At 36.5% G+C, this 24,120-nt stretch carries 26 protein-coding genes, 1 pseudogene and 1 riboswitch; of the genes and pseudogenes, 16 read left to right on the top strand and 11 right to left on the bottom strand.

The annotated features are described in order from the left end of the window. Positions 1-16: 16 nt before the first annotated feature. Both ACQKII_RS07350 and ACQKII_RS07345 read right to left on the bottom strand, forming a co-directional pair. Positions 17-1,549 (bottom strand): CoA-acylating methylmalonate-semialdehyde dehydrogenase, encoded by a 1,533-nt coding sequence (locus tag ACQKII_RS07350; RefSeq protein WP_427457957.1) that lies wholly within the window; start codon positions 1,547-1,549, stop codon positions 17-19. Positions 1,550-1,575: 26 nt separating this feature from the next. After that, positions 1,576-2,985: an amino acid permease gene (locus ACQKII_RS07345; protein ID WP_427457835.1), complete on the bottom strand. Its 1,410-nt coding sequence runs from the start codon at positions 2,983-2,985 to the stop codon at positions 1,576-1,578. A 233-nt stretch (positions 2,986-3,218) separates the two neighbouring features. Between ACQKII_RS07345 and ACQKII_RS07340 the strand changes: the two genes are divergently transcribed. After that, complete coding sequence (locus tag ACQKII_RS07340) at positions 3,219-4,787, top strand: PucR family transcriptional regulator (protein ID WP_427457832.1); 1,569 nt, start codon at positions 3,219-3,221, stop codon at positions 4,785-4,787. A 154-nt stretch (positions 4,788-4,941) separates the two neighbouring features. Here ACQKII_RS07340 and ACQKII_RS07335 read toward each other — a convergent pair whose 3' ends face one another. Further along, positions 4,942-5,733 carry a carbon-nitrogen family hydrolase gene (locus ACQKII_RS07335; protein WP_427457829.1) on the bottom strand — a complete coding sequence of 264 codons (792 nt, stop codon included), beginning with the start codon at positions 5,731-5,733 and terminating at the stop codon, positions 4,942-4,944. 404 nt (positions 5,734-6,137) lie between these two features. Between ACQKII_RS07335 and ACQKII_RS07330 the strand changes: the two genes are divergently transcribed. After that, positions 6,138-7,481: a hypothetical protein gene (locus ACQKII_RS07330; RefSeq protein WP_427457826.1), complete on the top strand. Its 1,344-nt coding sequence runs from the start codon at positions 6,138-6,140 to the stop codon at positions 7,479-7,481. Positions 7,482-7,761: 280 nt separating this feature from the next. Further along, positions 7,762-8,391 carry an exosporium glycoprotein BclB-related protein gene (locus tag ACQKII_RS07325; protein ID WP_427457823.1) on the top strand — a complete coding sequence of 210 codons (630 nt, stop codon included), beginning with the start codon at positions 7,762-7,764 and terminating at the stop codon, positions 8,389-8,391. Between the two features lie 11 nt (positions 8,392-8,402). Here the strand turns inward: ACQKII_RS07325 and ACQKII_RS07320 are convergent, their stop codons facing one another. After that, positions 8,403-8,780, bottom strand: coding sequence for a hypothetical protein (locus ACQKII_RS07320; RefSeq protein ID WP_427457821.1), 378 nt, complete (start codon positions 8,778-8,780; stop codon positions 8,403-8,405). Positions 8,781-8,942: 162 nt separating this feature from the next. After that, positions 8,943-9,350: a helix-turn-helix domain-containing protein gene (locus ACQKII_RS07315; protein ID WP_427457818.1), complete on the bottom strand. Its 408-nt coding sequence runs from the start codon at positions 9,348-9,350 to the stop codon at positions 8,943-8,945. Positions 9,351-9,496: 146 nt separating this feature from the next. Between ACQKII_RS07315 and ACQKII_RS07310 the strand changes: the two genes are divergently transcribed. The 4 genes and pseudogenes from ACQKII_RS07310 to ACQKII_RS07295 all read left to right on the top strand — a co-directional run bounded on the left by ACQKII_RS07310 (position 9,497) and on the right by ACQKII_RS07295 (position 11,087). Then, positions 9,497-9,625: a hypothetical protein gene (locus ACQKII_RS07310; RefSeq protein WP_427457815.1), complete on the top strand. Its 129-nt coding sequence runs from the start codon at positions 9,497-9,499 to the stop codon at positions 9,623-9,625. 346 nt (positions 9,626-9,971) lie between these two features. Continuing rightward, positions 9,972-10,109 (top strand): annotated as a pseudogene (locus ACQKII_RS07305) (protein rep); the annotation flags it as partial. A gap of 130 nt (positions 10,110-10,239) precedes the next feature. Next, complete coding sequence (locus ACQKII_RS07300; RefSeq protein ID WP_427457812.1) at positions 10,240-10,413, top strand: hypothetical protein; 174 nt, start codon at positions 10,240-10,242, stop codon at positions 10,411-10,413. An 89-nt stretch (positions 10,414-10,502) separates the two neighbouring features. Further along, the gene (locus ACQKII_RS07295) at positions 10,503-11,087 is read left to right on the top strand and encodes a hypothetical protein (RefSeq protein ID WP_427457809.1); all 585 of its coding nucleotides are present in this window, start codon (positions 10,503-10,505) and stop codon (positions 11,085-11,087) included. Positions 11,088-11,387: 300 nt separating this feature from the next. Here ACQKII_RS07295 and ACQKII_RS07290 read toward each other — a convergent pair whose 3' ends face one another. From ACQKII_RS07290 to ACQKII_RS07270, 5 genes are all read right to left on the bottom strand, one after another. Then, the gene (locus ACQKII_RS07290) at positions 11,388-12,134 is read right to left on the bottom strand and encodes an N-acetylmuramoyl-L-alanine amidase (protein ID WP_427457806.1); all 747 of its coding nucleotides are present in this window, start codon (positions 12,132-12,134) and stop codon (positions 11,388-11,390) included. A 28-nt stretch (positions 12,135-12,162) separates the two neighbouring features. After that, complete coding sequence (locus ACQKII_RS07285; protein ID WP_427457804.1) at positions 12,163-12,390, bottom strand: phage holin; 228 nt, start codon at positions 12,388-12,390, stop codon at positions 12,163-12,165. Positions 12,391-12,403: 13 nt separating this feature from the next. After that, positions 12,404-12,649, bottom strand: coding sequence for a hemolysin XhlA family protein (locus ACQKII_RS07280; protein ID WP_427457802.1), 246 nt, complete (start codon positions 12,647-12,649; stop codon positions 12,404-12,406). 258 nt (positions 12,650-12,907) lie between these two features. Then, positions 12,908-14,116, bottom strand: coding sequence for a polysaccharide deacetylase family protein (locus tag ACQKII_RS07275; RefSeq protein ID WP_427457800.1), 1,209 nt, complete (start codon positions 14,114-14,116; stop codon positions 12,908-12,910). Positions 14,117-14,132: 16 nt separating this feature from the next. Then, positions 14,133-14,498 carry a hypothetical protein gene (locus ACQKII_RS07270; RefSeq protein WP_427457798.1) on the bottom strand — a complete coding sequence of 122 codons (366 nt, stop codon included), beginning with the start codon at positions 14,496-14,498 and terminating at the stop codon, positions 14,133-14,135. Positions 14,499-14,573: 75 nt separating this feature from the next. Here ACQKII_RS07270 and ACQKII_RS07265 point away from each other — a divergent pair, with 75 nt between their 5' ends. The 3 genes from ACQKII_RS07265 to ACQKII_RS07255 all read left to right on the top strand — a co-directional run bounded on the left by ACQKII_RS07265 (position 14,574) and on the right by ACQKII_RS07255 (position 17,390). After that, complete coding sequence (locus ACQKII_RS07265; protein ID WP_427457796.1) at positions 14,574-14,852, top strand: ImmA/IrrE family metallo-endopeptidase; 279 nt, start codon at positions 14,574-14,576, stop codon at positions 14,850-14,852. 56 nt (positions 14,853-14,908) lie between these two features. After that, positions 14,909-16,039: a tyrosine-type recombinase/integrase gene (locus ACQKII_RS07260; protein WP_427457793.1), complete on the top strand. Its 1,131-nt coding sequence runs from the start codon at positions 14,909-14,911 to the stop codon at positions 16,037-16,039. A gap of 184 nt (positions 16,040-16,223) precedes the next feature. Continuing rightward, positions 16,224-17,390 (top strand): pyridoxal phosphate-dependent aminotransferase, encoded by a 1,167-nt coding sequence (locus tag ACQKII_RS07255; protein ID WP_427457790.1) that lies wholly within the window; start codon positions 16,224-16,226, stop codon positions 17,388-17,390. A 54-nt stretch (positions 17,391-17,444) separates the two neighbouring features. On the opposite strand, the gene ACQKII_RS07250 is transcribed toward ACQKII_RS07255, so the two are convergent. After that, positions 17,445-17,948, bottom strand: coding sequence for a PPC domain-containing DNA-binding protein (locus tag ACQKII_RS07250; RefSeq protein ID WP_427457787.1), 504 nt, complete (start codon positions 17,946-17,948; stop codon positions 17,445-17,447). Positions 17,949-18,154: 206 nt separating this feature from the next. Next, a riboswitch (SAM riboswitch) is annotated at positions 18,155-18,258 on the top strand. A gap of 90 nt (positions 18,259-18,348) precedes the next feature. Between ACQKII_RS07250 and ACQKII_RS07245 the strand changes: the two genes are divergently transcribed. The 6 genes from ACQKII_RS07245 (at position 18,349) to ACQKII_RS07220 (ending at position 24,094) form a co-directional block, all read left to right on the top strand. Then, positions 18,349-19,179, top strand: coding sequence for a MetQ/NlpA family ABC transporter substrate-binding protein (locus ACQKII_RS07245; protein ID WP_427457784.1), 831 nt, complete (start codon positions 18,349-18,351; stop codon positions 19,177-19,179). Between the two features lie 61 nt (positions 19,180-19,240). Further along, entirely contained in the window at positions 19,241-20,266 is a 1,026-nt protein-coding gene (locus ACQKII_RS07240; RefSeq protein ID WP_427457781.1) for a methionine ABC transporter ATP-binding protein, read from the top strand. Then, a complete protein-coding gene (locus ACQKII_RS07235) occupies positions 20,259-20,930 on the top strand; it encodes a methionine ABC transporter permease (RefSeq protein ID WP_427457778.1) in 672 nt (223 codons plus the stop codon). Before ACQKII_RS07240 ends, ACQKII_RS07235 begins: the two co-directional genes overlap by 8 nt. 13 nt (positions 20,931-20,943) lie before the next feature. Then, the gene (locus tag ACQKII_RS07230) at positions 20,944-21,723 is read left to right on the top strand and encodes an enoyl-CoA hydratase/isomerase family protein (RefSeq protein WP_427457775.1); all 780 of its coding nucleotides are present in this window, start codon (positions 20,944-20,946) and stop codon (positions 21,721-21,723) included. Between the two features lie 14 nt (positions 21,724-21,737). Next, positions 21,738-22,898, top strand: coding sequence for an alpha-hydroxy acid oxidase (locus tag ACQKII_RS07225; RefSeq protein WP_427457772.1), 1,161 nt, complete (start codon positions 21,738-21,740; stop codon positions 22,896-22,898). Further along, positions 22,895-24,094 carry a CaiB/BaiF CoA transferase family protein gene (locus ACQKII_RS07220; RefSeq protein ID WP_427457770.1) on the top strand — a complete coding sequence of 400 codons (1,200 nt, stop codon included), beginning with the start codon at positions 22,895-22,897 and terminating at the stop codon, positions 24,092-24,094. The genes ACQKII_RS07225 and ACQKII_RS07220 overlap by 4 nt, the downstream gene beginning before the upstream one ends. Positions 24,095-24,120 lie beyond the last annotated feature (26 nt).

Below are 24,120 nucleotides of genomic sequence, written 5' to 3'. Positions count from 1 at the left end.
ATATCCAATGATTTAGCTATTTTATTGTTGAATCTTGATTACTTGGAAAAGCGAACGAGCTCGTTGTATCCTCAGATTCGTCTGGCCAACGTTCTGAAATTGTTTTTGCCTTCGTAAAGAATCGAGCTTGATCTGGTCCAAACATGTGTCCTTCACCAAACTTAGAACGTTTCCAACCACCGAAATTATGATAGCCAACAGGAATCGGAATCGGAACGTTTACCCCTACCATTCCTACCTCAATATCTTCTTGGAATTTACGTGCCGCGGCCCCACTATTAGTAAAGATTGTGACTCCATTTCCAAGTTCGTGGTCATTAATTAGGTCAATGGCATCCTGTAATGACTCAACGCCAACGATAAAACGTGCAGGACCAAAAACTTCCTCTTTAAAAATAGTCATGTCTGGCGTTACATGATTAATTAGTGTGGGTCCTATATAAAAGCCTGTGGATGTTTCACAAATACTTGGGTTTCTTCCGTCCGTGACAAGATTTGCCCCTTCCTCAAGTGCCCCATTAATGTATCGAATAATAGTTTCCTTCGATTGCTGTGTAATCACTGGGCCAAAATCAACATCTTTATCCGTGTATGGACCAACTTTCAACTTCAAAATTTTCTCTTTTAACACTTCAGTAAAACGTTTCTCAGTGTCCTGCCCCACAACTACAGCCCCTGAAATAGCCATACAACGTTGAGAAGCAGCTCCATACGCTGCCCCTAAAAAGGCATTTGCTGTTTGTTCAAGATTCGCATCTGGCATGACAATCATAAAGTTTTTTCCACCACCAAATGCTGCAACTCGCTTATTATGCTTTGTGCCTGTTTGATAAATATATTCTGCTACTGGCGTTGATCCAACGAATGAAATGGCTTGAATATTCTTGTTTTCAAGCAGCTCGTTTACAGCCTCTTTATCACCATTAATAACGGTCCAAATACCAGCTGGCAACCCTGCTTCTTTCCATAAATCACATAAAAACAGCGCTGAGTTAGGTACTCGCTCTGATGGCTTCAAAATAACTGCATTCCCCACTGCAACAGCCATACTTGTAATAGCAAGAGGCACCATGACAGGGAAATTAAATGGCGCAATTGTAGCCACAACCCCAAGTGGGGCTTTTGCAGAAAAGGCATTAATATTACCACCTACATTTACTGAATACTCCCCTTTCAGCATTTGCGGTGCACTAATAGCCATATCTATCGATTCAATGCCACGAATGATTTCGCCTTTTGCATCCTCCTTCGTTTTGCCACTTTCCTCACAAATTACATCAGTCAATTCATCTTGCCTTTCTAGTAATAACTGTCGGAAACGATGTAATACCTCTACTCGTTTACCAATTGATGTTTTTTTCCATGCCGGAAAAGCCGCTTTTGCAAATTTAATAGCTTGTTTAACCTCATCCTTTGTTGCTAATGGTACTTGTGCAAGTACTTCTCCCGTTGATGGATTGAACACTTCCGAAAAACGTCCACTAATTCCCACCGTCTCTACACCATTCATAAAATGTGATAGCGTTTTCATTTGTTGTTGAACTGTCATCATTACTCCACTCCTTTGTTGTTTCATTATTCAAAATCAAATTCTTCTTTTTGAAAAATAGGCTCTGATTCTTCGATTGGTTTAACTACCTTATTTCTTTGCGTAACAAGATAAAAAATCATCACAATCATAACTACTACACATGTAAATAAGATTTGTGAGCGCATGGATTCGATAAAGAACATGGCCACTAGTAAAGATGTTGTTGCTGCTATCGTGAAATATGTTAAATATGGAAATAACCACATTTTCACTTTTAATGACTCTGGATTTTCTTTTTCAATCTTGCGACGCATTTTCAATTGTGAAAAGGCAATTATTAAGTAAAGAATGAGCGTGATCGCGCTACACGAGCTTAGTAAAAACATAAAGACCTTATCTGGCGAAACATAATTCATAATGACTGCTATATAAGAGAAAAATGTCGCTGCTAATATTGCATTAACAGGTGCACCATTTTTGTTTAATTTTAAAAATGATTTTGGGGCTTCACCTTTTTCCGCTAATGAAAATACCATCCGTGATGTTGCATAAAGAGCTGAATTCAAACAAGATAACACTGCTGTGAATACTACAAAATTCATTATTTGTGCTGCTGCTGGGATACCTATATAATCCAGTACCGCTACATAAGGACTTGTTAGAATATCCGATGAATGCCACGGTAATAATGTCACAACGACTGTAATAGACCCCACATAGAAAATTAAAATGCGCCAAGTTATTGAATTCGTTGCTTTAGTCACCGCTGCTAACGGTTCATCCGATTCTCCTGCCGCAATTGCTACAATCTCAGTACCCATAAAGGAGAAAATAACAATTACTACGCCCATCAATACTGCGCCAAAACCATTTGGTAAAAAGCCACCCTCACCAACTAGATTTGCTGTACCTATCGCATTGAAGTTCGGTGCAATCCCAAAAATAATGAAAGCACCAAGTGCAAGAAACGCGATAATGCTTACTACCTTTATAAGAGAGAACCAATATTCAAATTCACCAAAAGCTTTTACTGAAAGTACATTTGTTAAAGTGAGTGCTACAGTCAACAAAAGACTTAATAACCATAAAGGAATGCCATCATACCAATATTGAATAATAGCTGCTGCTGCAGTTGCCTCTAAAGCGATGGCTACTACCCAAAAGAACCAATACAGCCAACCAATCATAAAGCCCGCCCATGGACCAATGGCTTCATGAGCATAATGCGCAAAGGAACCACTTGTTGGATTGACCGCCGCCATCTCACCGAGCATTCGCATAACAAGTATGACGATAAATCCTGCAATCATATAAGAAAGTATTGCGCCTGGTCCAGCCAAGTTAATGACTGAGCCACTTCCCATAAATAGTCCAGCTCCGATAACCCCAGCAATAGCAATCATCGTCATATGCCTCTTCTTTAACCCTTTCTGTAAGTGCGTTTGTTGCTCCATATCTATCACCTCTTCTTTAGATTAGATTGTCGCTTACCAAAAATCTTACAGCTTCCATAGCATTGAAGTAATAGACAAATCGTAAAACGCTATACTTTTGTTTTTAACGTAATGTAAAATAGAAGATAAATACATTAAAGATGATATTTAAACGCATAACAGCTAAAAATAATCTTTTTGACATATTTAAAAACCCTCTTTGTTAAAAGCAGGCAATAGGAAGGTGGCATACAATGAGTCAATATAAAATTCAAGTGGAGGATGTATTGGAAAGTAAACATTTTCAAAGCGCAGAGGTAATTGCTGGTGAAGCAGGGTTATTACGCATTGTTAGATGGGCACATGTTATCGAAATAGTACAAATTGATAATTTCTTAACAGGTGATGAGCTCGTTTTGACGACAGGAATTAGCCTTCAGCACAGTATTGAGGACTTTCTATCTTTTGTTAAATCATTGATTCATACAAATTGTGCTGCACTTTGCATTGAGTATGGAACATATCTACAAACAATACCAGAAGCGATTATTTCACTTGCAAACCAACACAGTTTTCCAATAATCGTTTTCCATGAAACGGTACCTTTTGTTCGTATTACACAGGATTTACATAGCCGTATTATGAATCAACAGTACTTAATGATTTCCTCATTAGAGTCGTATTCACAAACGTTAAATAAAAATGCATTACTCGAGCAAAATACCGAAGACATTTTACAAAATATGTATAATGAATTGAAGACGCAAATTATTTTTTCCATTAAAGATCGAGAACCCATCTTTTATCCAAATATGCCTCATTCAAAACGTCAAAAATTATTAAATATCAAGCAAACAGCCTATCAATTTAAACACGAACCAATCTTCATTGTCGATCAACATTATGCGCATTTAACCCTTTATAGAGAAGATAGATTATTTACAGAATTTGAGCTCCTTATCTTAGATCGTACAGCCACTGCCTTAGCGCAACTGTTAATGCGTGAATTTTATATCGAAGAGAAAAGAGATATTGAGGATGCTACTATTTTAGCGGATTGGATAGATCACAAGCTCTCGAAAGAGGAGATATATAAATTCATCGCGGCACATCATGCTAACTATCACTTCTATAGTGGTGCCATTTTTATTTTATCGTCGCCCAATACAATCATGAAGGTTCAAGAAGATATTGTGTATAGCAAGTTATATTACCGAAACTTATTTGAGCAAAATGGCTTTATCCCGTTTTTATTTGAACGAAAAAGCTATGTTATTTTTATTTTACTCTATACCAAAGATTGTAAATCTAGTCGTGAACAGTTAAATACTCTATTTTCTACACTTCAGAAAACTGATTTTTATAAAAAGCAAATGTTGCAAGGCTATCAAATAGCTATCGGTAAGGTTGTTTCGGATGCTGAGGAAATCCCTAAAAGCTATCAAACGGCCTTGGAAACACTCTATATTTGCCGAAAAGTACAAACGACATCATTCTTTTATGATGATTTGCATTTATATCACCTTATTTATAAACTACAAATGCAAGTGAATTTACAAGAAGTCATTCAAGATTATTTACAACCCGTTATTGACTACGATAAAAAACACAACAGCAAATTGTTAGAAACACTACAGGTGTATTTGCAAACAAATGGCTCCAAGCAACAAACGGCCAACCATTTATTTATTGTTCGGCAAACACTCTATCATCGATTAAAAAAGCTTGAAAGTTTGTTAGGGGAAAATTTCATGAAAGGACATAACCGGATTACACTTGAGTTCATGCTACTTGCTAATTCTTTAATTGAAGATAAAAATTGAACTTTTTCATAGCAAAACTCCGCAGATGCCACAGCATCTGCAAGGCTTGCGGATCGCCTGCTTAAAGAGAGCAAATTTTTCGCATCATAACCTTAATAGGATGTCCTAGAATGAAACGAGACAAATGAGCTTTTTAGACAGGCTTTTTATCATTCTATTGCTCAACAACGGCACTATACAATCCAGGTCTACGGTCATCATAAACTGGAATTCTTCCTCGTACTTCATCAACAATTGTGAAGTCTACATCAATAATAGCGACTTCTTCGTCCTCTGCACCCACCCAAAGAACCTCTCCCCACGGCTGAATAATCATTGATTGACCGTTGAAGTTTTCCACCTTTTTAGCGATACGATTGATGGCAATGACGAAGCATTGATTTTCGATGGCACGTGCTTGTAATAACGTTTTCCAGTGATCAATGCGTGGCGTTGGCCACTGCGCTGGTACGAACAAGACCTTCGCGCCATCTAATGCATGCGCACGCAACCATTCTGGGAAGCGGATATCATAGCAAATTACACCTGCAGCCTCTATATCTCCAAGTGCAAAGCGATTCATTTCATCACCCGCTTCTAAATATAAATGCTCGTCCATTAAGCGGAATAAATGAGCCTTGTTGTATTCTCCTACCTGCACCCCATTGTTATCAAATGTATACATTGTATTGTAAAATTTATCACCCTTCTTCGTTGAGACAGAGCCACCAACAATATGTACTTCCAGCTCTTTCGCTAAACTTTGTAAAAATGATTTTGTACGCTCGCCATCGACGTCTGCAAGCTCTGGTAGTTTTTCAAGTGCATAACCTGTATTCCACATTTCTGGTAATACAATAATTTCTGCACCCAGACTTGCGGCCTCACGAATCTTTTCCTCTGCCCGAGCAAAATTTTCTTCTACTTTGCCAAAGCCAACATTTAATTGAATACAACCGATTTTCATTTCTCAGTCCCCCTCTAGACAAGTAGTAAAAAAAGTAATAGTTTTTAAAATTAAGGTATACGGAACTCTAAATACTTCTGAAAGCGTTGATTTTACTGCGTTTTAGCTTTTCTATATTTCATTATACTACATCTAAAAGTATTCTAATTTAGATTTTTTCATTAAGTTGGTCGCTTTTTGGTCGCCCTAAGTCGCCTGTTTTTATCTACGACTGCCCCTAAAAAGGTGGTCTTTCTTCTATTATAAATAAAAAATTAAGACAACCCATCACACGGAGTGGTCTTTTCATCAATTCTCCTCTTTAATCTTAAAAAGATCTTTTTAAGGGAACCTTCTTGGATGGAAAATCGTATAATGATTGGTAATTTTAACACCATTTAAATAAAAGGAGAATTTAATTGTCAATGAAAAAAACTACTAAAAAAACTTGGATGATGGCATCAGCACTAACAATAGGGATGACTGTCTTCACACTTCATCAGGCTGGAGCTACAACTTTAAATACTACAAACGAAATAACTGTTCAAGCTGAACAACAAATTAAAGGAACTATTAAAAGCTTTCGAGAACACGGAGTAAACATTAAGGGAAAAGACGGTAAAAATTACTTCATTGGATTCCATAAATATACAGATGAGCAAATAGAAAAAATGAAATTAGTAGAAGGACAAGAAATTTCTGTAGAAGGCAGCATAGTCCAAGATTATTCAGATTTCTATACATTTGAAGTATATAAAAAGGACTTACCTAAAAAGATTTCAAAAGAAGATCTAAAAAAATTAGAAAAATTGTATAATGAAATGGTGCAGCTGCAAAAAGAATCTACAAAAGAGACAGAAATGACAGATGAAGAGTTAGAAAAGAAATACGAGGAATTAGAAAAGGAAAAAGATAAAATCCTTGAATCATATTTAGATGAGCCAGATCAAACATTTGAAAAATATATGGAAGATTTAGGATTCGATAAAGAAAATATAATAATAAAAGAAAACGATAATGTACAACTTAAAGCTTTATATGAAGAACTTGGAAAGCTTGAAAAAGATGATGGTAATATAGAAAAGGCTATGGAAAAATATGATGAATTTTATAAAATTCTTCTACCATATTTAAATAAACTTAATTTACCACAAACATTTGAAGAATATATGGAAGATTACGGATTTAACGAGGAAAATATAGTAATAAAAGAAAACGATAACGTACAACTTAAAGCTTTATATGAAGAGTGGGTAAAACTTGAAAAAGATGGTCAAGAAGAAAAGGCTAACGAAAAATATGATGAATTTTATAAAATCCTTCAACCATATGAAGATGAACTTTATCCACTACAAACATTTGAAGAATATATTGAAGGCATGGAATTAGATATCCCTGCTGAAACTTTAGCAAAACTAAAAACTATTTATGAAGATGCTCAAAAAGCAGAAAAAGATGAAAATGAAGAGTTGTATGCTAAGCTATGGGAAGAATTCGATGAAATCCTTAATCAGTTCAAAAAGCCTCAAACATTTGAAGAATACATGGCAGACTTTGAATTCGAAGTAAGCGAAGTAGATAGCAAGCAATTAAAACAGCTTTATGAAGAAATCTTAGCTCTTGATGAAAAAGAAGAACAAGAAAAAACCGAAGAAAAATGGGATGCCTTTGACAAAATTTTAGAACCATATATTACAGCAAATAAAGAAATCCTCATCTTTGCTTCTAAACTAACGATAAACGGCCAAGAATATCTTCCGCAACAATAACCAGTAAAGAATTCGGGGGTGTTCCAAAAGTCATTAACAATGATTTTTGGTATAACCCCTTTTCTTACCTCCTTGTATTTCAAAATGAGTCATCTTATATCCCCTATCATTCCAGCCAATTTTCTATGTTTGGTCTACTATTTATTTGTGTACGACTACGCTCATTCAGCCAGTTATAAAAAGGCACAAGACTCCACCAAATTAATTACAATTCATCGAGTTAATAACCCTTCTCTCTTACATTTTTCTACATACCCTAAAGATGAAAGGAGGGAAAATAATGTGCATAAATAAAGATAATTGTAATTGTTTATCTACACCTAGAGAATGCGATGCGTTTGGTCCATTTGTAGCTATCGATATAAACTGCATAAACACACCTGTTGACAACAACGAAGGTTTAGGTTCAATAATTCCTTTTTCCTCTGGAATTACAACTTCTGTTGTACTTAGTATTAATAATGCCACTGGAACGGTAGGTAGTCTCATAGGATTTGGTACTGCCATAAATGGCGCGGCGGCAATTTTAGTTGGCAATACGATAGACTTAACTGGATTTTTAACCGAAGCCTTTTCAGTTCCACGCAATGGTAATATTACTGCTATTTCCGCAACATTTAATTACTTTTTAGATCTTAACCGAAGCGGATTAACTACAATTACAGCTCAAATCTATCGTGCACCTGTGGGGAGTAATATCTTCACTGCTACAAATGCACGTGTTGATTTAGCTCCACCTGTTACTGGTGTACCTGCTGGAATAACTTTTGGTTCAGCAGAAATAGAGCCAGTACCTGTCTCCACTGGTGATCGTTTATTGATGGTATTTTTTATTTCATCTGTAATAAATCCTCCTGCATCAACCTTCGGAATTTCTGGTGCTGCAAGTGCAGGAATTAATATTGTATAAAAGAATTTCCTCTAATAAGTGCATGATTGATACATGCACTTATTTATTTGTGGAAGACTATCGCGTTCTTCTAGCCAGTTATAAAAAGGTACTGGACGCTCTCTATTTGTTGTTTCTTCTATAGATGATGAATCAACCGGCTTACTACTCAAACGCTCAACAGCCTTACTATATGCCCCTACGAATACAGCTCTTAATGTACTAGCAACTGTCAGTACACCTTCTTTAAAATCCATAGCAATTTTAAATAGTACGTTCTTAGCTTTAATGAAGTCAGGTGCATTTTGAACCTCAGTAGCTAATACAACCTTGTGTAATTGGTCTTTCAAGTTATCTGCTAATGGCAATGAATGCATGAAATCGAATAGCATCACTTGGTACTCATTCATGTATTCCTTTTTCTTTTCTCCTTGCAAAGCCAATTCATTTTCTAAATCACATAAATTATTAGTTGCTTGTTTAGAACTTAAAAGATTAAAAGATTTAGATGATTGGTTTTCAGATTGTGGAGGACAAACCTCGTCATTACTAGCTTCACCAGCTATCTCTCGTTAGGACACGCTCGATGGGACATAAGGTAGAATGCGATAGATATTAGCCCCTTTAATGCCGTTTAATTTGCTTTGGGCTACCTTTTCAACGATGCCTACCTCAACTAATTTTTTAATGCTACGGTAAACAGTCTTAGTCGAAACACCAACTTGATCCGCAATTGTTTCAGCTTTTAAATGCGAAGCCCCTGGATGCATAAGACTGCGTGAAGCAAGCATAAAAACGATGGCGCGTTCTGATTCTGTTAAGTCAAAATAATGTGCTGCTATGTGGTCCTCCACACTCTTATCCATATCTGCTATTGATTCAAATGTTGTGTATGCTGCTAAGTATTCAAATGCCATTTTAAAAATTATTGTGAAAGGATATAACACTCTCCCAACTTGCTGAAAAAATGAGTACTTCACAGCCCAATCTTTCCAACAAGCTTAAACGTGATAATTTTAGTGAAAATGAATTAAATCAAATAGCTGAAGTTTTGGATGTAAAATATGAAGCAAATTTCGTTTTAGATGACGGTAGAAAAATATAACGAGGACGGCAATTAGAGGTAATGATAAGAGTTAAAACTTTAGAAGAAACAACAAACGAATTGCTTGAAACAGGCTATACAATCGAAGAAATTAAAGCAGCTTTTGAGGAAGTAATTGAAAAAGCTAAAGATGATGAAACAGATAACTAATCACAGTTGTCTGTTTTTTATATGTACATTTGACTTCAAATTCCCTAAAATAGAAATATAAGGGGAGGTGTATTTTATAAAAAAACTATTTTATATAGGTACTTTATCTACTTGCTGCACGGTGCATGTAGTGAGGAAAAAGCCGCAGTAATTTAGAAACGTTTGTTTATATTAATCAAGTCTTCAATACAAGTGAACAGGTTGGCGAGCTTTCTCAATCATCATTAAATCTATCTGGGGATAATTTAAAGCCTGAAGAATATACTGTAAAGGCTGCACAGTTTACTGATAACGACACAACAAAAGAACCTATTAATCTAACTCAAACTAAATTTAAAATTAAAAAAAATTCGTGAAGGATTTGGAAGAAGGTTTGTATCGAAAACGAATGATTTCTTACGGTGGTCTCATGAAAGAAATTCATAAGCAATTGAATTTAGATGATGTTGAGGAAGACGATTTAATTCGAGTGGATGAAAATTAAGGCGAAATTACGAATGGAGCAATTGATGTGATGGTATATTGGCAAATTGGGTTACATAATTTTATTCTAAAGAAGTAACATGTATAGTTTGTTGATTAGTAAAAAATAAATTTAGAATTGAGGTTATGAAATGGATATTTTAATATGGGCTTTAATTTATTTGACTTTGTTTGGTCTTTTTATACTCACAGTTTTAAAAGTTGATATTATTAGTAAAAAAACAGCTGCTAATTTAATAAAATTAAATATTTTAGTAACTGCACTTTATTTGATTTATATTTTGTTGAAGTTTTTGTTATATTAACATTTATTTTTTTAGCATAATAATTAATGTTCCATTTTTGTGGTAATTAGTGTATACTATGTATATATCTTACATAGGAGGTTTTTTTGGTGAAAAAATTAGTGTTTTTATTTACATTTATGATTTCTTTTTTAATTTTAGGTAATACAGATACATTGGCTTTTGCAGAAGAACTAGAAGGTGATATTGATATTAGTATAGAAACTAATCTCGATGAAATTCCTTATAATGTTGTTTCAGAGGAACAAGTTATTTCAGATTATATGAAATGGGCTAATGTTGACCGTGAAACTGCAGTTAAAGAATTGGGATTAGAAGAATCCGATTTTTTATCAATTAGTGCTAGAGCTTCTTCTTCATGTTATCATCAATGGAGAGAATATATAATACCTAAAAGATTAATAGATTCATCAGCGAAAGCTTATTTGACTACATATCCTTATATAAAAATGAAACAATGTGGTGATGATAGAGCGGAAATTACTGATGTATCTAGTCAAGTGAGTTATATTAGAGAAGGCGGTATAGCAATTTCAAATATTGTTGTTAAAAATATTACTGCAGAGAAAGAATCAAAACATGTAGCTAGAGTAAGAGCGAACGGAGTTATAACAAATACTTTCGGGTTTGAATTAAGAGATTGGAAATATAGCGAGACTTTTACTTTTATGTAATGTTGATTAAAAGAGTAGCGAAAGCTACTCTTTTTTTTCTAAGACTTTATACCTTTAATCACTTGAGTATAAAGTCATTATCCTTAACTAAGGAACAAATGGACAAATAATTGTCAGAGGTGCTTTCTCATCTGGTTATAATGGAGAAGGTCCGCGATGGCTAAAAATGATACTTGCAGAACTAGGAGTTAATGAAGCGATAATTGAAGATAATGTGAATAGCGTTCAGAAGAGATTTACAATAATTGTATAAACAAAAAAGACCAGCTCGGCTAATTTAGCTTTGCTAGTCGTTAGTATTTATGCCGCTACCGTATTTGCAACTTGTGCGAGTTTAGCTGTCTTTATTTTATTTGCTCCTGCCTGCGCTGCTGCCATTCCTATAAATGTACCTGTTTTCACCCGCCATTTAGTACCATCTTGCTCAATGTAAGCTACCCAACCAAAACGATGCTTTAGTACATCTAAAACATTTTCAGCAGCTTGTAATGTGCTATATGTGCCTGTCATGACGCGATATTTATTATTGTCTGTGACTGGCTTTTGTTGCTCTGCATTGCCTGTGCAATTAGCAACCATTACAAGAAACTGTGTCCATGAAATTTTCCCTTCACGCATATTACGAGGACAATTTTTACCACTAAAGTGATTGTGCTGAACAACATTTGTAATCGGTATGTTTTCTTCTTTCATAACCTTAGCAACTAACTCTGCAGCATTCTGCATTGCTTTTTGATAGTTGCCATCGCTATTTACACAAACCTCAATTTGGATTCCCTCATTGTTTCCTGTATTACTTCCTGCAGCCCAACATTTCCATGTATGCTCAAAAGATTGTACAGCTTCTTTATCATCAACTGTATAATGCCACGATGCAGAACGACTATTACCATTGTATTGTAATCGTGCATGTGCGTCCGCATCGGCTCCTGAACGTGTATTATCTGTTTCATGAACAACGATATATTTTTTAGCATTACCCTTGCCATAAGTGACCTTATTCGCTTGTGAGTCAGTCAGTAATTTTTGACGAGTAGCAACCATCATTGATCGCCGCCCTTCGGCTTATCATAATTTAGTGCTTGTGCGCTATCATACGCCCTTGTGTTGTCGGATCAATGATAATACCAAGTAGTCCTAAAATGCTCAGGACTGTCTCTGAAATAGCTGTAACTTGATCGTTGTAAATTGTAATATCGACATGAAAAATGCCCGCTATTTGATTAGCGAGCACGATTAGTAATGCGATTAATGACACCCAAAATTGCTTATGTTGTAAACGTACTTTCCAGTTAATTTTCACTCTCAAAACCTCCCTAATTTGTTTTAATGGCTAGTGCTAATAATGCTAAAATTACAGCTCCAATAATTGTTGTAGATGCCCACCATACAATTTTATCGATTTTATTTAATCGATGATGTGCGCTTTTCGTACTTGCTAGGGCTTCATCCGCTTTATCTTCAGCTCGGTTTGCTGTATCACGAATATGATTAATACCGTCTAATTTTTCACCAATAGCCCCTAAGCGCTCATATACATCTCTTACTAAATCATCGCCCATAGGACACCTTCCCCTTTTGCAATATAAAAACCCACCACAATTATCTGTGGAAGACAAATTCCCAAACGCTTGCGAATTTAGGCAATAAAAATAACGCTAAGCATATGCTTGCGTTTCATTTAGCTTTTATTTTCAGATACCCATTCCGAGATAATTTTCACATCAATCAAATCTTTTTTCTCATAAATATAGTCCAATAGCGTTGAGAAATCATTTCGATTATAGGTAGTTTCCCATTCATCTTGTTCGGTGCCGATTTTATGCAAACAAAAAACCAATGTGCTTTGTGTGGTAATCGCTTGATCCACATAGCCTCATTAGTATTGCAGCTGGAAGTGTGAGTACGTTTTTGGTTTTGCCTATCAGTGCCTCTAATGGAAAGGTAGGCTCTAATCCTTCGACGAGTGTTCTTGCATACTGTAAATGTGGCTGCAAAGCTTCTACAATTTCTTTATTATGAACACCGTATGGATAGGCTAAGATAGTCGAAGCTCTATTATAACCTCGCTCGTTTAACCAATTCTTGCATGTCAATACTTCGCTCACCGCAGTCTCAACAGTAACGTTTGTAAGATTTTTATGATTAGCAGAGTGATTGAACATATCCCAGCCATGCCGATGCATTTCTTCGATTTGGCTTTCTGACATGATTTCATCCTCAATACCTATCCAGTTTGATATAACACCTATATTTCCCTTAAAACCTCGCTCAAGCATCATTGGGAAAGCTATTTCATATTGACTTGTCCATGCATCATCAAATGTGAATATCACAGACGGCTTCTTAGTTGCTTCCCCTACAAAAATCGAATCAAATGTTACTTTAACGATAGAGAATTCTACAGAAGCTACCAATAGCTGTACAGATTTAATACTCGAATCAAACAGTCCTTCGCTTTCAGTAGGACTGTTTAAATCGATGCGAAGCTCATTCCATCCCTCCACCAATGTATTAGCGCCAAATTCATAACTTCGATACGAGGTGTAATCAATGTCGTTTGCTAGATAGATGGCAAGCCCTGTCAAGTTCTCACGGTTTTCCACATACACAAACATGGTCATCGTCTTTCTGTTGGTTAAACTAAATGGTCTAATGTTGTTATTTCTAATAGCTGTTGCGGTACCGTTACTGATAGCGGTAATACCTTGTTTAGCATGTAACATATGATTGTTGTCTGCACGCATTTCATAGCCGTAGCGCTTCACCCAATCAACCTCATAAGAACCGTCTAACACCATTGTTCCGTTTGGCTTTGAAGTATTGTTAGTTCCGATTGTAATGGCTGAGAATCCACCGGTCTCAATATCATAATATTGAGGGATTGGACTGCCAAGTGCGTCACGTAACATTTTCAGCTTGCTAAAATCAACACCTTCGCCATTGGGTATGACGAACTTTTGACCATCCCAATACTGCCCGTGAATCGGACTACCGAGTGCGTCACGGATTAATTTATTGTCATTCATATTATCACATCCTTTTTTAGCTTATGCTTGTACCTACTAAGCTTAAATTTTGTCCTTTAATGTATGCATGTACCGCATTGTTTCTTATAATTATGTTTCCATTTGATGCGCCTATAACTAAATTTACCATTCTTACACCTTTATTAAATTCTTGGGCAAACGGTATGCTAATAGTGTGTGTGCCTGCACTTACATCCTGTTCTGCCCAATATATTTCATCTCTGTCTATATTGTAACTTTCGCTAATAGCCAAGCCTACAGTAACTCTTGTACTTTCGTTAGCAGTAAAAGTAATCATTACACCACATATAACAGATGTATCTTGTGTTATTGCAATTTTATTCTTTTCTATATACTTAGTATTATAATTAGTAAATTCCATCCATACATATTCTTCTGGATATTCAGTGTTGTCGAAGTCGAAGTCATGATAATAAGGATTAGTGAATATCATTAGTTGTGCGCTCATGAACTAGGACACGCTATATTACACCCAGACGAAAATACCGCATTTTTAAAAAAGAATACTTTATTTTCTACTGACAAAATTGAGATAGAGGCTAATACATTTGCTGTTGAATTGTTGTTACCAGATGAATTATTCAAGGATCAATGTTGTTCAGGTTTTACCATCTATGATGCTATAGCAGAAAAAGGAGTTCCAATCGAGCTACTTTCTTTTAAAAGCATAGATGGTAAAAAAAATTTTACCCTAAAAGGAACACACATTCCCTAAAGGTGGTGATGAGTTAATTTTCAGCTGTACAATTATTTAAAGAAAGGAGATTAACAATGGCAAGTTATAAAGAACTCGCACCATCTAAAAATGGTAACCCACGTATCAAAATTACTGTTGAACTTGGTTATGATGAAGAAACCGGAAAGCGTATAAGAAAATACAAAACGGTCACGTTAAGCAGTCTTACAGATCGTGCTATTAAAAAAGCTATCACAGAATTCGAAATTGAAGTTTCTAAAGTAGATATAACGCTAACAACTGAACATATTACATTCAAGGAATTTTGTAATAGTTGGATGGATAATTATGCGAGAGTTGATTTATCACCTGCAACAAAATCACATTATTTACGCATATTGAAACCTGGGACGTTTGAAAAGTTTGATAATATGAAGATAAAAAAAATTAAGAAGTTCCACATTGTCGAATATTTTTCTGAGGAGAAAAAAGAAGAACGTAAAAATTTAGGCAACAAATATAATGTGTTGAAAAGTATTTTTTCAAAAGCTTCTGAGTGGGAATTAATTAAAGAAAATCCAATGGCTGGTGTAAAAGAACCTTATGTAGAACCTCGTCAAAAAACGTTACAATTTTATGATGCAAATCAGTTATCAATAATGTTGGAAGCAATAAAAAGCTTAAATCTAAAATATCGAGTTATATATAAATTAGCGGCATTAGTTGGTCTTCGTGAATCAGAAATCGCGGCTATCAGATTAGAAAAGATTAACTTTGTTAACAACACTATATTGATCGACCAAGCATTAAAATATGACACAGAAGAAAAATCAGTATTAGTATTGGGTAATACAAAAAATAAACAAGCACGAATTGTAAACGTTCCTCAAAAGTTTATGGATGAAATAAAAGAGCAAGTTATTGCTCAAAAGAAATTAAAAATAAAATCAGGTGAAGCTTGGAAACCTATGAAAGATGATACGGACGATGACATAGATTTTTTAATCACTTCACAACGTTATTTAGGTTATCCAATTACACCTTCGTCTATCAGCACCATGTGGAGACGCCAATCAACAAAACTCAAGCTTCCGAATATAAACTTTCACGCATTACGACACTCCTGTGCATCTTACTTATTAAGTAATAACACTAATTTTAAAATTATACAGGAGCAGTTAAGCCACAATAATGTCGGTATGACTATAAACACATATAGTCATTAAACTAAAGAAGATAAAGAAGCTGCGACAGAGGTTTTTAATAAGATTTTATAAATTGGTCGCTTTTTGGTCGCTTTTCTCAGAAGATAATTTTAAGCCCTGAAGGGTCTAGACAATACGTAAAAAAAGTAATAGTATTTGCAACATATCTACAATAATTATTATATTCTGAAAAAGGTGATAGTACATGGAATTCTCAAAAAAACTACAGCAACTCCCAACACAATTTTTCGCAGCACTTGTGCAAAAGGTCAACGCGGCCCTTGCAGAAGGTCGAGATGTTATTAATCTTGGACAAGGCAATCCCGACCAGCCTACACCACCACACATTATCAAAGCCTTACAAGAAGCAGCCGAAAATCCGCAACATCATAAATACTCTCCATTCCGAGGTATAGCAGAATTGCGTCAAGCTGCAGCTGATTTTTACAAACGTGAATACAATGTCGACATTGACCCTAATACAGAAGTAGCCATTCTTGGTGGTACAAAAATTGGCCTTGTTGAGCTACCTCTGGCTGTTTTAAATCCTGGCGACTATATGCTATTACCCGACCCAGGCTATCCTGACTATTTATCTGGCGTTGTACTAGGTAATGTAAATTTTGATGTCATGCCGCTTTTTGCGGAAAACGACTTCTTGCCTGATTATAAGGCTTTGTCAGGCGAAGTAAAAGCCCGTGCCAAGTTACTTTACTTAAACTATCCGAATAACCCCACTGGTGGTACAGCGACACAAGAATTTTTTGAAGAAACAGTTCGTTTTGCTAAAGAACATAACATCATCGTATCACATGATTTTGCGTATGGGGCAATTGGCTTTGATGGCAATAAACCTGTCAGCTTCCTGCAAACAGAGGGCGCTAAAGATGTCGGCATTGAAATGTATACGTTATCTAAAACATTTAATATGGCCGGCTGGCGCATTGGATTTGCCGTTGGGAACGCTAAAATAATTGAAGCTATCAATATCATTCAAGATCATTTATTTTGTAGCCAATTTCCTGCTGTTCAGCAGGCAGCCGCAATAGCACTTACTTCCTCGCAAGATTGTGCAATTGAGCTAAGAGCAACCTACGAGCGTCGTCGAAACGTTCTCATAGAAGAATCCAAACGAATTGGCTGGCAGGTTACAGCACCAAAAGGCTCATTCTTTGCATGGTTACCTGTTCCACTAGGTTATACAAGTGAGCAATTTGCTGATCTGTTACTCGACAACGCTGATATTGCCGTTGCCGCGGGCAATGGCTTTGGTGATTATGGTGAAGGCTATGTCCGTGTTGGCTTACTTGTCAGCGAAGAACGTTTACGTGAAGCTATCATTAGAATTGAGAAATTAAATTTATTTAAGTAAAATGATGGACTGTCCAATCAGCGTGTTTTACACCTATTGGACGGTTTTTCTTATCTATTTACTTATTTTTCGTGGACTCTCTAATCCCTCTTCTAACGGATAAAATTGAACATGTCCCGTTTCTTCATCGAAACGTCGGATATGCTGTACACCCCGTACTTCTGCTAAAACAACATCTGCGGTAATGACGGGATTCCCACCTTTAACAAAATGGCCGCCAGACACACCTCCCCATTGATCACTCATCGATCCATGAAAATGGGTTTCATATACACCATCCCGCTTACAGATAACGCCAGAACCTTGAATAAATTCAAGTGGCCCTTCTTTTTCAATTACTTCACTAAAACGTACTTTGATTTTAGATGTCTCATCCGGGACTAAATACACAAAATTACTTTTTTGAAAACTACCGATACAGCTAACAATTGTTGCTGATTCAATTTCGTTCTCTTCACATACAGCCTCAATTCCCTCAATGATATCTGTCCCCATTAAGATGCGTGCACTAATAACCTTCCCAAATGACCCTACCCCATAATTAACTCTTACAGACATAGATTTACCTCTTCCCCCTGAATAAATTATATTTACATAGAACGGGGGACTTTCACGCCCAGCACTCACGTCTTTACAGGCAGTTTCTATCCCCTTAACACTAAATCTAATATAGTTTAATTTTATAAAATATTAAAAATATTTATTGACTTAATATAACCTATAAATTATATTAGTTCTATCGGATTTACAAAAATACTATAAATCTCTTATCAAGAGTAGCTGAGGGACTGGCCCTATGAAGCTCGGCAACCCCCCTTTTTGGGAAGGTGCTAAATCCTGCAAACGATATTCGTTTGAAAGATAAGAGAGGACATCTTTTCATGAGCCTCTCTTAAGTTTATAAGAGAGTTTTTTTTATTTTCAAAAACCGATAAAACAACTTTGGAGGTAATTTTTCATGAAAAAGAAAAGCAAATTTTTAGTAGGTTTAGCAAGTCTCACATTAGCAGTGGCATTAGTCGGTTGCGGTAGTAAGGAAGACAGCAAAGGTAATGGTGAGGCTATTAACGAAAATAAAATCGTAGTTGGCGTAACATCTGGCCCACACGAACAAATTGCAGAGGTAGCTGCGAAAGTAGCAAAAGAAAATGGCTTAGAGGTTGAATTAAAATCATTCTCTGATTACGTTTTACCGAATACTGCATTATCACAAGGTGATTTAGATGCGAACAGCTATCAACATGAACCGTTTCTAGATACATTTAACAAAGACCATGATACAGATTTAGTGCCTGTTGGAAAAACAATTTTAAATCCAATGGGTGTATACTCTGAAAAATATAAATCATTAGATGAAATTCCTGACGGTGCAACATTTGGATTGCCAAATGATCCGACGAACGGAGCTCGTGCCCTATTCGTTCTGCAAGAAGCAGGCTATATCAAATTGAAAGAAGGCACTGGCCTGACAGCATCTATTCACGATGTGGAAGAAAACAAAAAGAACTTCAAATTTATTGAATTAGAAGCTGCACAAATTCCAAAGCAATTAAGTGAAGTAGATGTCGCGGCTATTAATACAAACTTCGCATTAGATGCTGGTATCAATCCTAAAAAAGATTCCATTCTTTTAGAATCTACTGACTCACCATATGTAAACTACATTGTTGTGCGTGCTGAAAACAAAGAAGACCCAACGATTAAAAAGTTCGTTGATGCTTATCAATCGGACGAAGTACGTAAATTTATTGAGCAAGAATTTGATGGTTCTGTAATAGCAAGCTGGTAATATAACACGACAAAAGTTACCGTCTAAACGGTAACTTTTTCCTTTAGGAAGGAGAAATCACATGATTCAATTACAAAATATATCAAAAGAATTCAAATCAAAAAAAGGTACTGTCAAAGCGGTTGATGGCATTAATCTTCATGTGAAAAAAGGTGAAATTCATGGGGTTATCGGCTACAGTGGTGCCGGTAAAAGTACACTCATACGATGCGTGAACTTATTAGAACGTCCTACAGCTGGGAAAGTATTTATTGATAACGTGGATATTACAACGCTTTCATTAAATGCCCTTCGCCAAACACGTCAAAAAATCGGCATGATTTTCCAACATTTTAATCTCTTAAAAACAGCAACAGTCTACAACAACATTGCCGTACCGTTAAAGCTGCTTGGTTATAACGACAGTGAAGTGAAAAATCGTGTTGCTAAGTACGCTGAAATTGTTGGCCTGACAGAGAAATTAGATAGCTATCCAAGTCAATTATCAGGTGGTCAAAAACAACGTGTCGCGATTGCTCGCGCACTTGCACAAGAGCCAGAAATTTTACTAAGTGACGAAGCAACGAGTGCACTTGATCCTGAAACAACTGATGCTATTTTGGAGCTATTACTTAAAATCAACCGTGAGCTTGGCATTACGATTTTGCTAATTACGCATGAAATGAATGTTATACAAAAGATTTGCGATGACGTTTCGGTTCTTGAGGCTGGTAAAGTCGTAGAGTTTGGCTCTGCTATTGAGCTTTTTGCAAGACCCCAACATCCAACGACTCGAAAATTTTTAAATACTATTTCACAACGTAATTTATCCCCTACGCTAATCAAACAGTTAAATGTTTCAGGCAGTGTCATTCGTTTAACTTTTTTAGGCGAAAGTACTGGAAAGCCTTTACTTGCCGAAGTAAGCAAAATTTATGATGTACAGCCAAACATTTTAACAGCCAATATTATTGAATTAAAAAATGGCATTGTCGGTAATATCGTTGTCCATTTAAACGGTGAAGTACATATCGTACAAAAAGCACTTACGTTTTTCACAGAAAACGGCGTAGCCATTGAGGAATTGGGAGGCGAACTACATGGATAGCATTCAAAACTTCTTTACAGATTGGTCACACATTATTGGGAAATCTATGATTGAAACCTTTCAAATGGTCGGTATTTCTTTATTGTTCTCCATTTTAATCGGGATTCCTTTAGGGCTTTTAATCGTTTTAACACGCCCTGGACAATCCTTTGAAAATAAATTTTTGTATCAACTTGTCAATTTACTCATTAATATCGTCCGTTCTGTACCATTCATCATTTTACTATTCTTCATCCTTCCATTTACGAAGATAATCGTAGGGACAACGATTGGCGTAAAAGGTGTTATTGTACCACTTGTCATCTATACTGCCCCTTATATTGCTCGTTTAATGGAAACAGCGCTTTTAGAAGTGGACGCTGGCGTGGTGGAAGCTTATACAGCAATGGGTATTAAACGTCGTCATATTATTTGGCATGTATTACTACGTGAAGCTCGTCCATCTATTATTTTAGGTTTAACAATTGCTACAGTCGGTCTGATTGGGGCAACTGCAATGGCAGGAATGGTTGGTGCTGGTGGACTAGGTGACTTAGCATACCGTTACGGTCACTTACGCTATGAAGTTGATGTGATGTATGCAACCGTCTTTATTTTAATTATTCTTGTCCAAAGTATTCAATCACTTGGTAACCGTTTTGCTGCAAAACTAAAGAAAGATTAGTAGGAGGATTCGCATGACAAACGAAATATATGTAGAGAGAAATGGCTATATTGCTACGTTAGTTTTAAATCGTCCTGATAAACGTAATTCTTTATCGAGAGAAATGTTCCAAGCCGTTTTAGATAACCTTGAAAGTTTACGTGAAGATTCTTCTATTAAAGTACTGATTGTGCGCGGCGTAAATGACATTGCCTTTTGCTCAGGCGCTGATATTCGTGAATTTTTAGATATTCGTTATGCAGCTGAAAACGCTAAAGCTTACAACGAATTAGCATTGAAAGCTATTGATGCACTCTATAAATTCCCACAGCCTACAATTGCAATGATACAGGGCTTAGCTATAGGTGGCGGTTTGGAATTAGCCAATGCTTGTGATTTCAGACTAGCGACGCCAAAAAGTAAGCTTGGTATTACAGCTGCCAACATTGGTATTGTCTATAACCTTGAAAGTACAAAAAGACTAATCAATATTGTCGGCGTTGCGAAAGCAAAAGAGATTTTATATACAGCCAATATCTTTACAGCTGAAGAAGGCAAAAATATTGGCTTAATTACAGCATTACATGAGTCAGAACAAATTGAAGAAGCAACATTACAGTTTGCCAATCATTTATTAAGTAAATCATCTGTTGCCAATGCTGGCATTAAAAAAATTATTCAAGCGATTGTAGATGGCGAGACCGAAGAAAACGAAGAGTTAGCACAAATAATTCTTGATTCATTTAGCTCTGAAGATTACAACGAAGGCATTCAAGCATTTTTAAATAAAAGAAAGCCCATTTTCAATAAATAAGCGAGGTAGTAAAGATGACAAACACAACAAATGGCGATTTACTATTAAAAAATATTAACGCACAAGCCCCCTTCCCTATTTCCTTTGCCGATTTAGAAAAGGCTGTTGCTGAAAAAATCGATGCGGGCCCCTATGGCTATGTGCGCTCTGGTGCAGGTGGCGAACAAACTTTACGTAATAACCGAGCCGCTTTCGAAAAATATTCTATCATCCCACGCTTTTTAAACAATGTATCGAACATTGATACATCTATTGAATTATTTGGAAAAACATATCCAACACCATTGTTATTTGCACCTGTTGGTATGAATAAGATGGCACATGAAGATGGCGAACTGGCTGTCGTTCGAGCAGCAGATGAATTAGATATTCCTTATATTCAAAGTACGGTTTCTAGTTACGCGCTTGAAGATGTCGCTCAAGCAGCTCCAAATGCGACGAAATGGTTCCAATTATATTGGTCGACCAATGAAGAAATTGCTTATAGCATGGCTAGTCGGGCAGAAGCTGCCGGCTTTGAAGCAATTGTCTTAACTGTGGATACAGTTATGCTCGGTTGGCGTGAGGAAGATGTACGTAATCAGTTCTCCCCTTTAAAACTTGGTTATGCACGCGGAAATTATGTCAATGATCCTGTTTTTATGGCCTCTTTGCCTGATGATTCTTTTGAATCTTATGTGCAAGGTGTGTTGCAAAATGTGTTCCACCCTACATTGAATTGGGAAAATGTGCGTGAATTAAAACGCCGTACAACATTACCTATTTTGCTAAAAGGTATTTTACATCCTGAAGATGCAAAATTAGCTGTAGAAAACGGCATAGATGGTATTATCGTTTCAAATCACGGTGGTCGCCAATTAGACGGTGTCATTGGTTCGCTTGATGCACTTCCTGCAATTGTTGACGTGGTGAATGGACAAATCCCTGTAATTTTAGACAGCGGTGTTTACCGCGGCATGGATGCGCTCAAAGCACTGGCTTTAGGGGCTGATGCAGTAGCAATTGGTCGTCCTTTCGTTTATGGACTAGCACTTGCTGGACAACAAGGCGTCGAAAAAGTAATGACGAATTTATATGATGAATTAAAAGTTTCAATTGCATTAGCAGGTGCTACTTCTGTGAAGGCTTTGCGCAATGTCACTTTGGTGAAGAATAATGGGGTTGATGGCAAATGAAACAAGCATTAGAAGGATTAAAAGTAGTGGACTTATCACAAGTACTTGCCGGTCCTTATTGCACAATGGTGTTGGCGGATATGGGTGCCGAAGTCATCAAGATTGAAAAATATCCACATGGAGACGATACTCGGTCAATGGGCCCCTTCATTAATGAAGAAAGTCATATGTATATGATGGTCAACCGTAATAAGAAAGGTGTTTGTATCAATTTAAAAACGCCTGAAGGATTAGATTTATTCAAAGAGCTGATTCAGTCCGTAGATGTTCTTGTAGAAAATTATCGTCCCGGTGTGACAAAAAAACTTGGTATTGATTATGATACATTAAAAGCGATCAATCCCGGGCTTATCTACTGCTCCATTTCGGGCTATGGACAAACAGGGTCTTATAGTCAAAAAGGCGGCTACGATATTATGGCACAGGGACTTAGTGGCTTAATGCATATGACGGGTGAACCTGATGGCAGACCTGTCAAAGTTGGTTTTGCAGTTAATGATATTGCTGCAGCTCAAACAGCTCTACAATCTATATTAATGGCCTATATTTATAAGCTTCGAACAGGGGAAGGACAATATGTGGATGTATCACTTGTAGAATCTGGACTTGCTTGGACCGTTTGGGAAGCTGCTGCTTATTTCGGCAAAGGTGAATTGCCTGAACGTACGGGCACCGCACATCGTGTATCCGCACCCTATCAAGGCTTTAAAACGAAGGATGACTATATTTTAATCGGTGCTGGTAATCAAAAGCTGTGGGAAATTTTCGCAACCAACGTCGTGAATCGACCAGATTGGTTAGACAATCCGTTATTTGCAACAAATTACTTACGTGCTCAAAATGTGAAAACATTAGAAGCAGACATCGAAAGCGAACTCTTGAAACACAGCGCAACGCATTGGTTACAGCTATTAGACAAATACGGCGTCCCTTCAAGCCCTATCTATTCATACGAGCAAACATTAAATGACCCACATATTTTAGAACGTGGTATGGTCCTTTCTTATCAGCATCCTACCGCTGGCAAAATGCGTACTCTGGGCTTTCCTGCAAAATTCTCTAAAACACCAGGTCAGTTGACAAGTGCCGCACCTACTTTAGGGCAACATAATGTTGAGATTTTTGAAACATTGAATGTGTCAGATGAACGCATTCGAAAGCTAGAATCAGCGAATGCAATCCACTCAAAATCTTAAAAAATAATCGCAATGGCACTATTGAC

Origin of the sequence: Lysinibacillus sp. NPDC048646 (assembly GCF_050272295.1) — a bacterium.
Taxonomy (GTDB): Bacteria; Bacillota; Bacilli; order Bacillales_A; family Planococcaceae; genus Lysinibacillus.
Note: the sequence above shows the minus strand (reverse complement) of the source record. Positions and strands in the feature narration are given on the sequence as shown.

Excerpts from the sequence above, each read along its gene's own strand:
- ACQKII_RS07350 (WP_427457957.1), bottom strand. The coding sequence starts at position 1,549 with ATGACAGTTCAACAACAAATGAAAACGCTATCACATTTTATGAATGGT.
- ACQKII_RS07345 (WP_427457835.1), bottom strand. The coding sequence starts at position 2,985 with ATGGAGCAACAAACGCACTTACAGAAAGGGTTAAAGAAGAGGCATATG.
- ACQKII_RS07340 (WP_427457832.1), top strand. The coding sequence starts at position 3,219 with ATGAGTCAATATAAAATTCAAGTGGAGGATGTATTGGAAAGTAAACAT.
- ACQKII_RS07335 (WP_427457829.1), bottom strand. The coding sequence starts at position 5,733 with ATGAAAATCGGTTGTATTCAATTAAATGTTGGCTTTGGCAAAGTAGAA.
- ACQKII_RS07330 (WP_427457826.1), top strand. The coding sequence starts at position 6,138 with ATGAAAAAAACTACTAAAAAAACTTGGATGATGGCATCAGCACTAACA.
- ACQKII_RS07325 (WP_427457823.1), top strand. The coding sequence starts at position 7,762 with ATGTGCATAAATAAAGATAATTGTAATTGTTTATCTACACCTAGAGAA.
- ACQKII_RS07320 (WP_427457821.1), bottom strand. The coding sequence starts at position 8,780 with ATGAATGAGTACCAAGTGATGCTATTCGATTTCATGCATTCATTGCCA.
- ACQKII_RS07310 (WP_427457815.1), top strand. The coding sequence starts at position 9,497 with ATGATAAGAGTTAAAACTTTAGAAGAAACAACAAACGAATTGCTTGAA.
- ACQKII_RS07300 (WP_427457812.1), top strand. The coding sequence starts at position 10,240 with ATGGATATTTTAATATGGGCTTTAATTTATTTGACTTTGTTTGGTCTT.
- ACQKII_RS07290 (WP_427457806.1), bottom strand. The coding sequence starts at position 12,134 with ATGATGGTTGCTACTCGTCAAAAATTACTGACTGACTCACAAGCGAAT.
- ACQKII_RS07280 (WP_427457802.1), bottom strand. The coding sequence starts at position 12,649 with ATGGGCGATGATTTAGTAAGAGATGTATATGAGCGCTTAGGGGCTATT.
- ACQKII_RS07275 (WP_427457800.1), bottom strand. The coding sequence starts at position 14,116 with ATGAATGACAATAAATTAATCCGTGACGCACTCGGTAGTCCGATTCAC.
- ACQKII_RS07270 (WP_427457798.1), bottom strand. The coding sequence starts at position 14,498 with ATGGAATTTACTAATTATAATACTAAGTATATAGAAAAGAATAAAATT.
- ACQKII_RS07260 (WP_427457793.1), top strand. The coding sequence starts at position 14,909 with ATGGCAAGTTATAAAGAACTCGCACCATCTAAAAATGGTAACCCACGT.
- ACQKII_RS07255 (WP_427457790.1), top strand. The coding sequence starts at position 16,224 with ATGGAATTCTCAAAAAAACTACAGCAACTCCCAACACAATTTTTCGCA.
- ACQKII_RS07250 (WP_427457787.1), bottom strand. The coding sequence starts at position 17,948 with ATGTCTGTAAGAGTTAATTATGGGGTAGGGTCATTTGGGAAGGTTATT.
- ACQKII_RS07245 (WP_427457784.1), top strand. The coding sequence starts at position 18,349 with ATGAAAAAGAAAAGCAAATTTTTAGTAGGTTTAGCAAGTCTCACATTA.
- ACQKII_RS07240 (WP_427457781.1), top strand. The coding sequence starts at position 19,241 with ATGATTCAATTACAAAATATATCAAAAGAATTCAAATCAAAAAAAGGT.
- ACQKII_RS07235 (WP_427457778.1), top strand. The coding sequence starts at position 20,259 with ATGGATAGCATTCAAAACTTCTTTACAGATTGGTCACACATTATTGGG.
- ACQKII_RS07230 (WP_427457775.1), top strand. The coding sequence starts at position 20,944 with ATGACAAACGAAATATATGTAGAGAGAAATGGCTATATTGCTACGTTA.
- ACQKII_RS07225 (WP_427457772.1), top strand. The coding sequence starts at position 21,738 with ATGACAAACACAACAAATGGCGATTTACTATTAAAAAATATTAACGCA.
- ACQKII_RS07220 (WP_427457770.1), top strand. The coding sequence starts at position 22,895 with ATGAAACAAGCATTAGAAGGATTAAAAGTAGTGGACTTATCACAAGTA.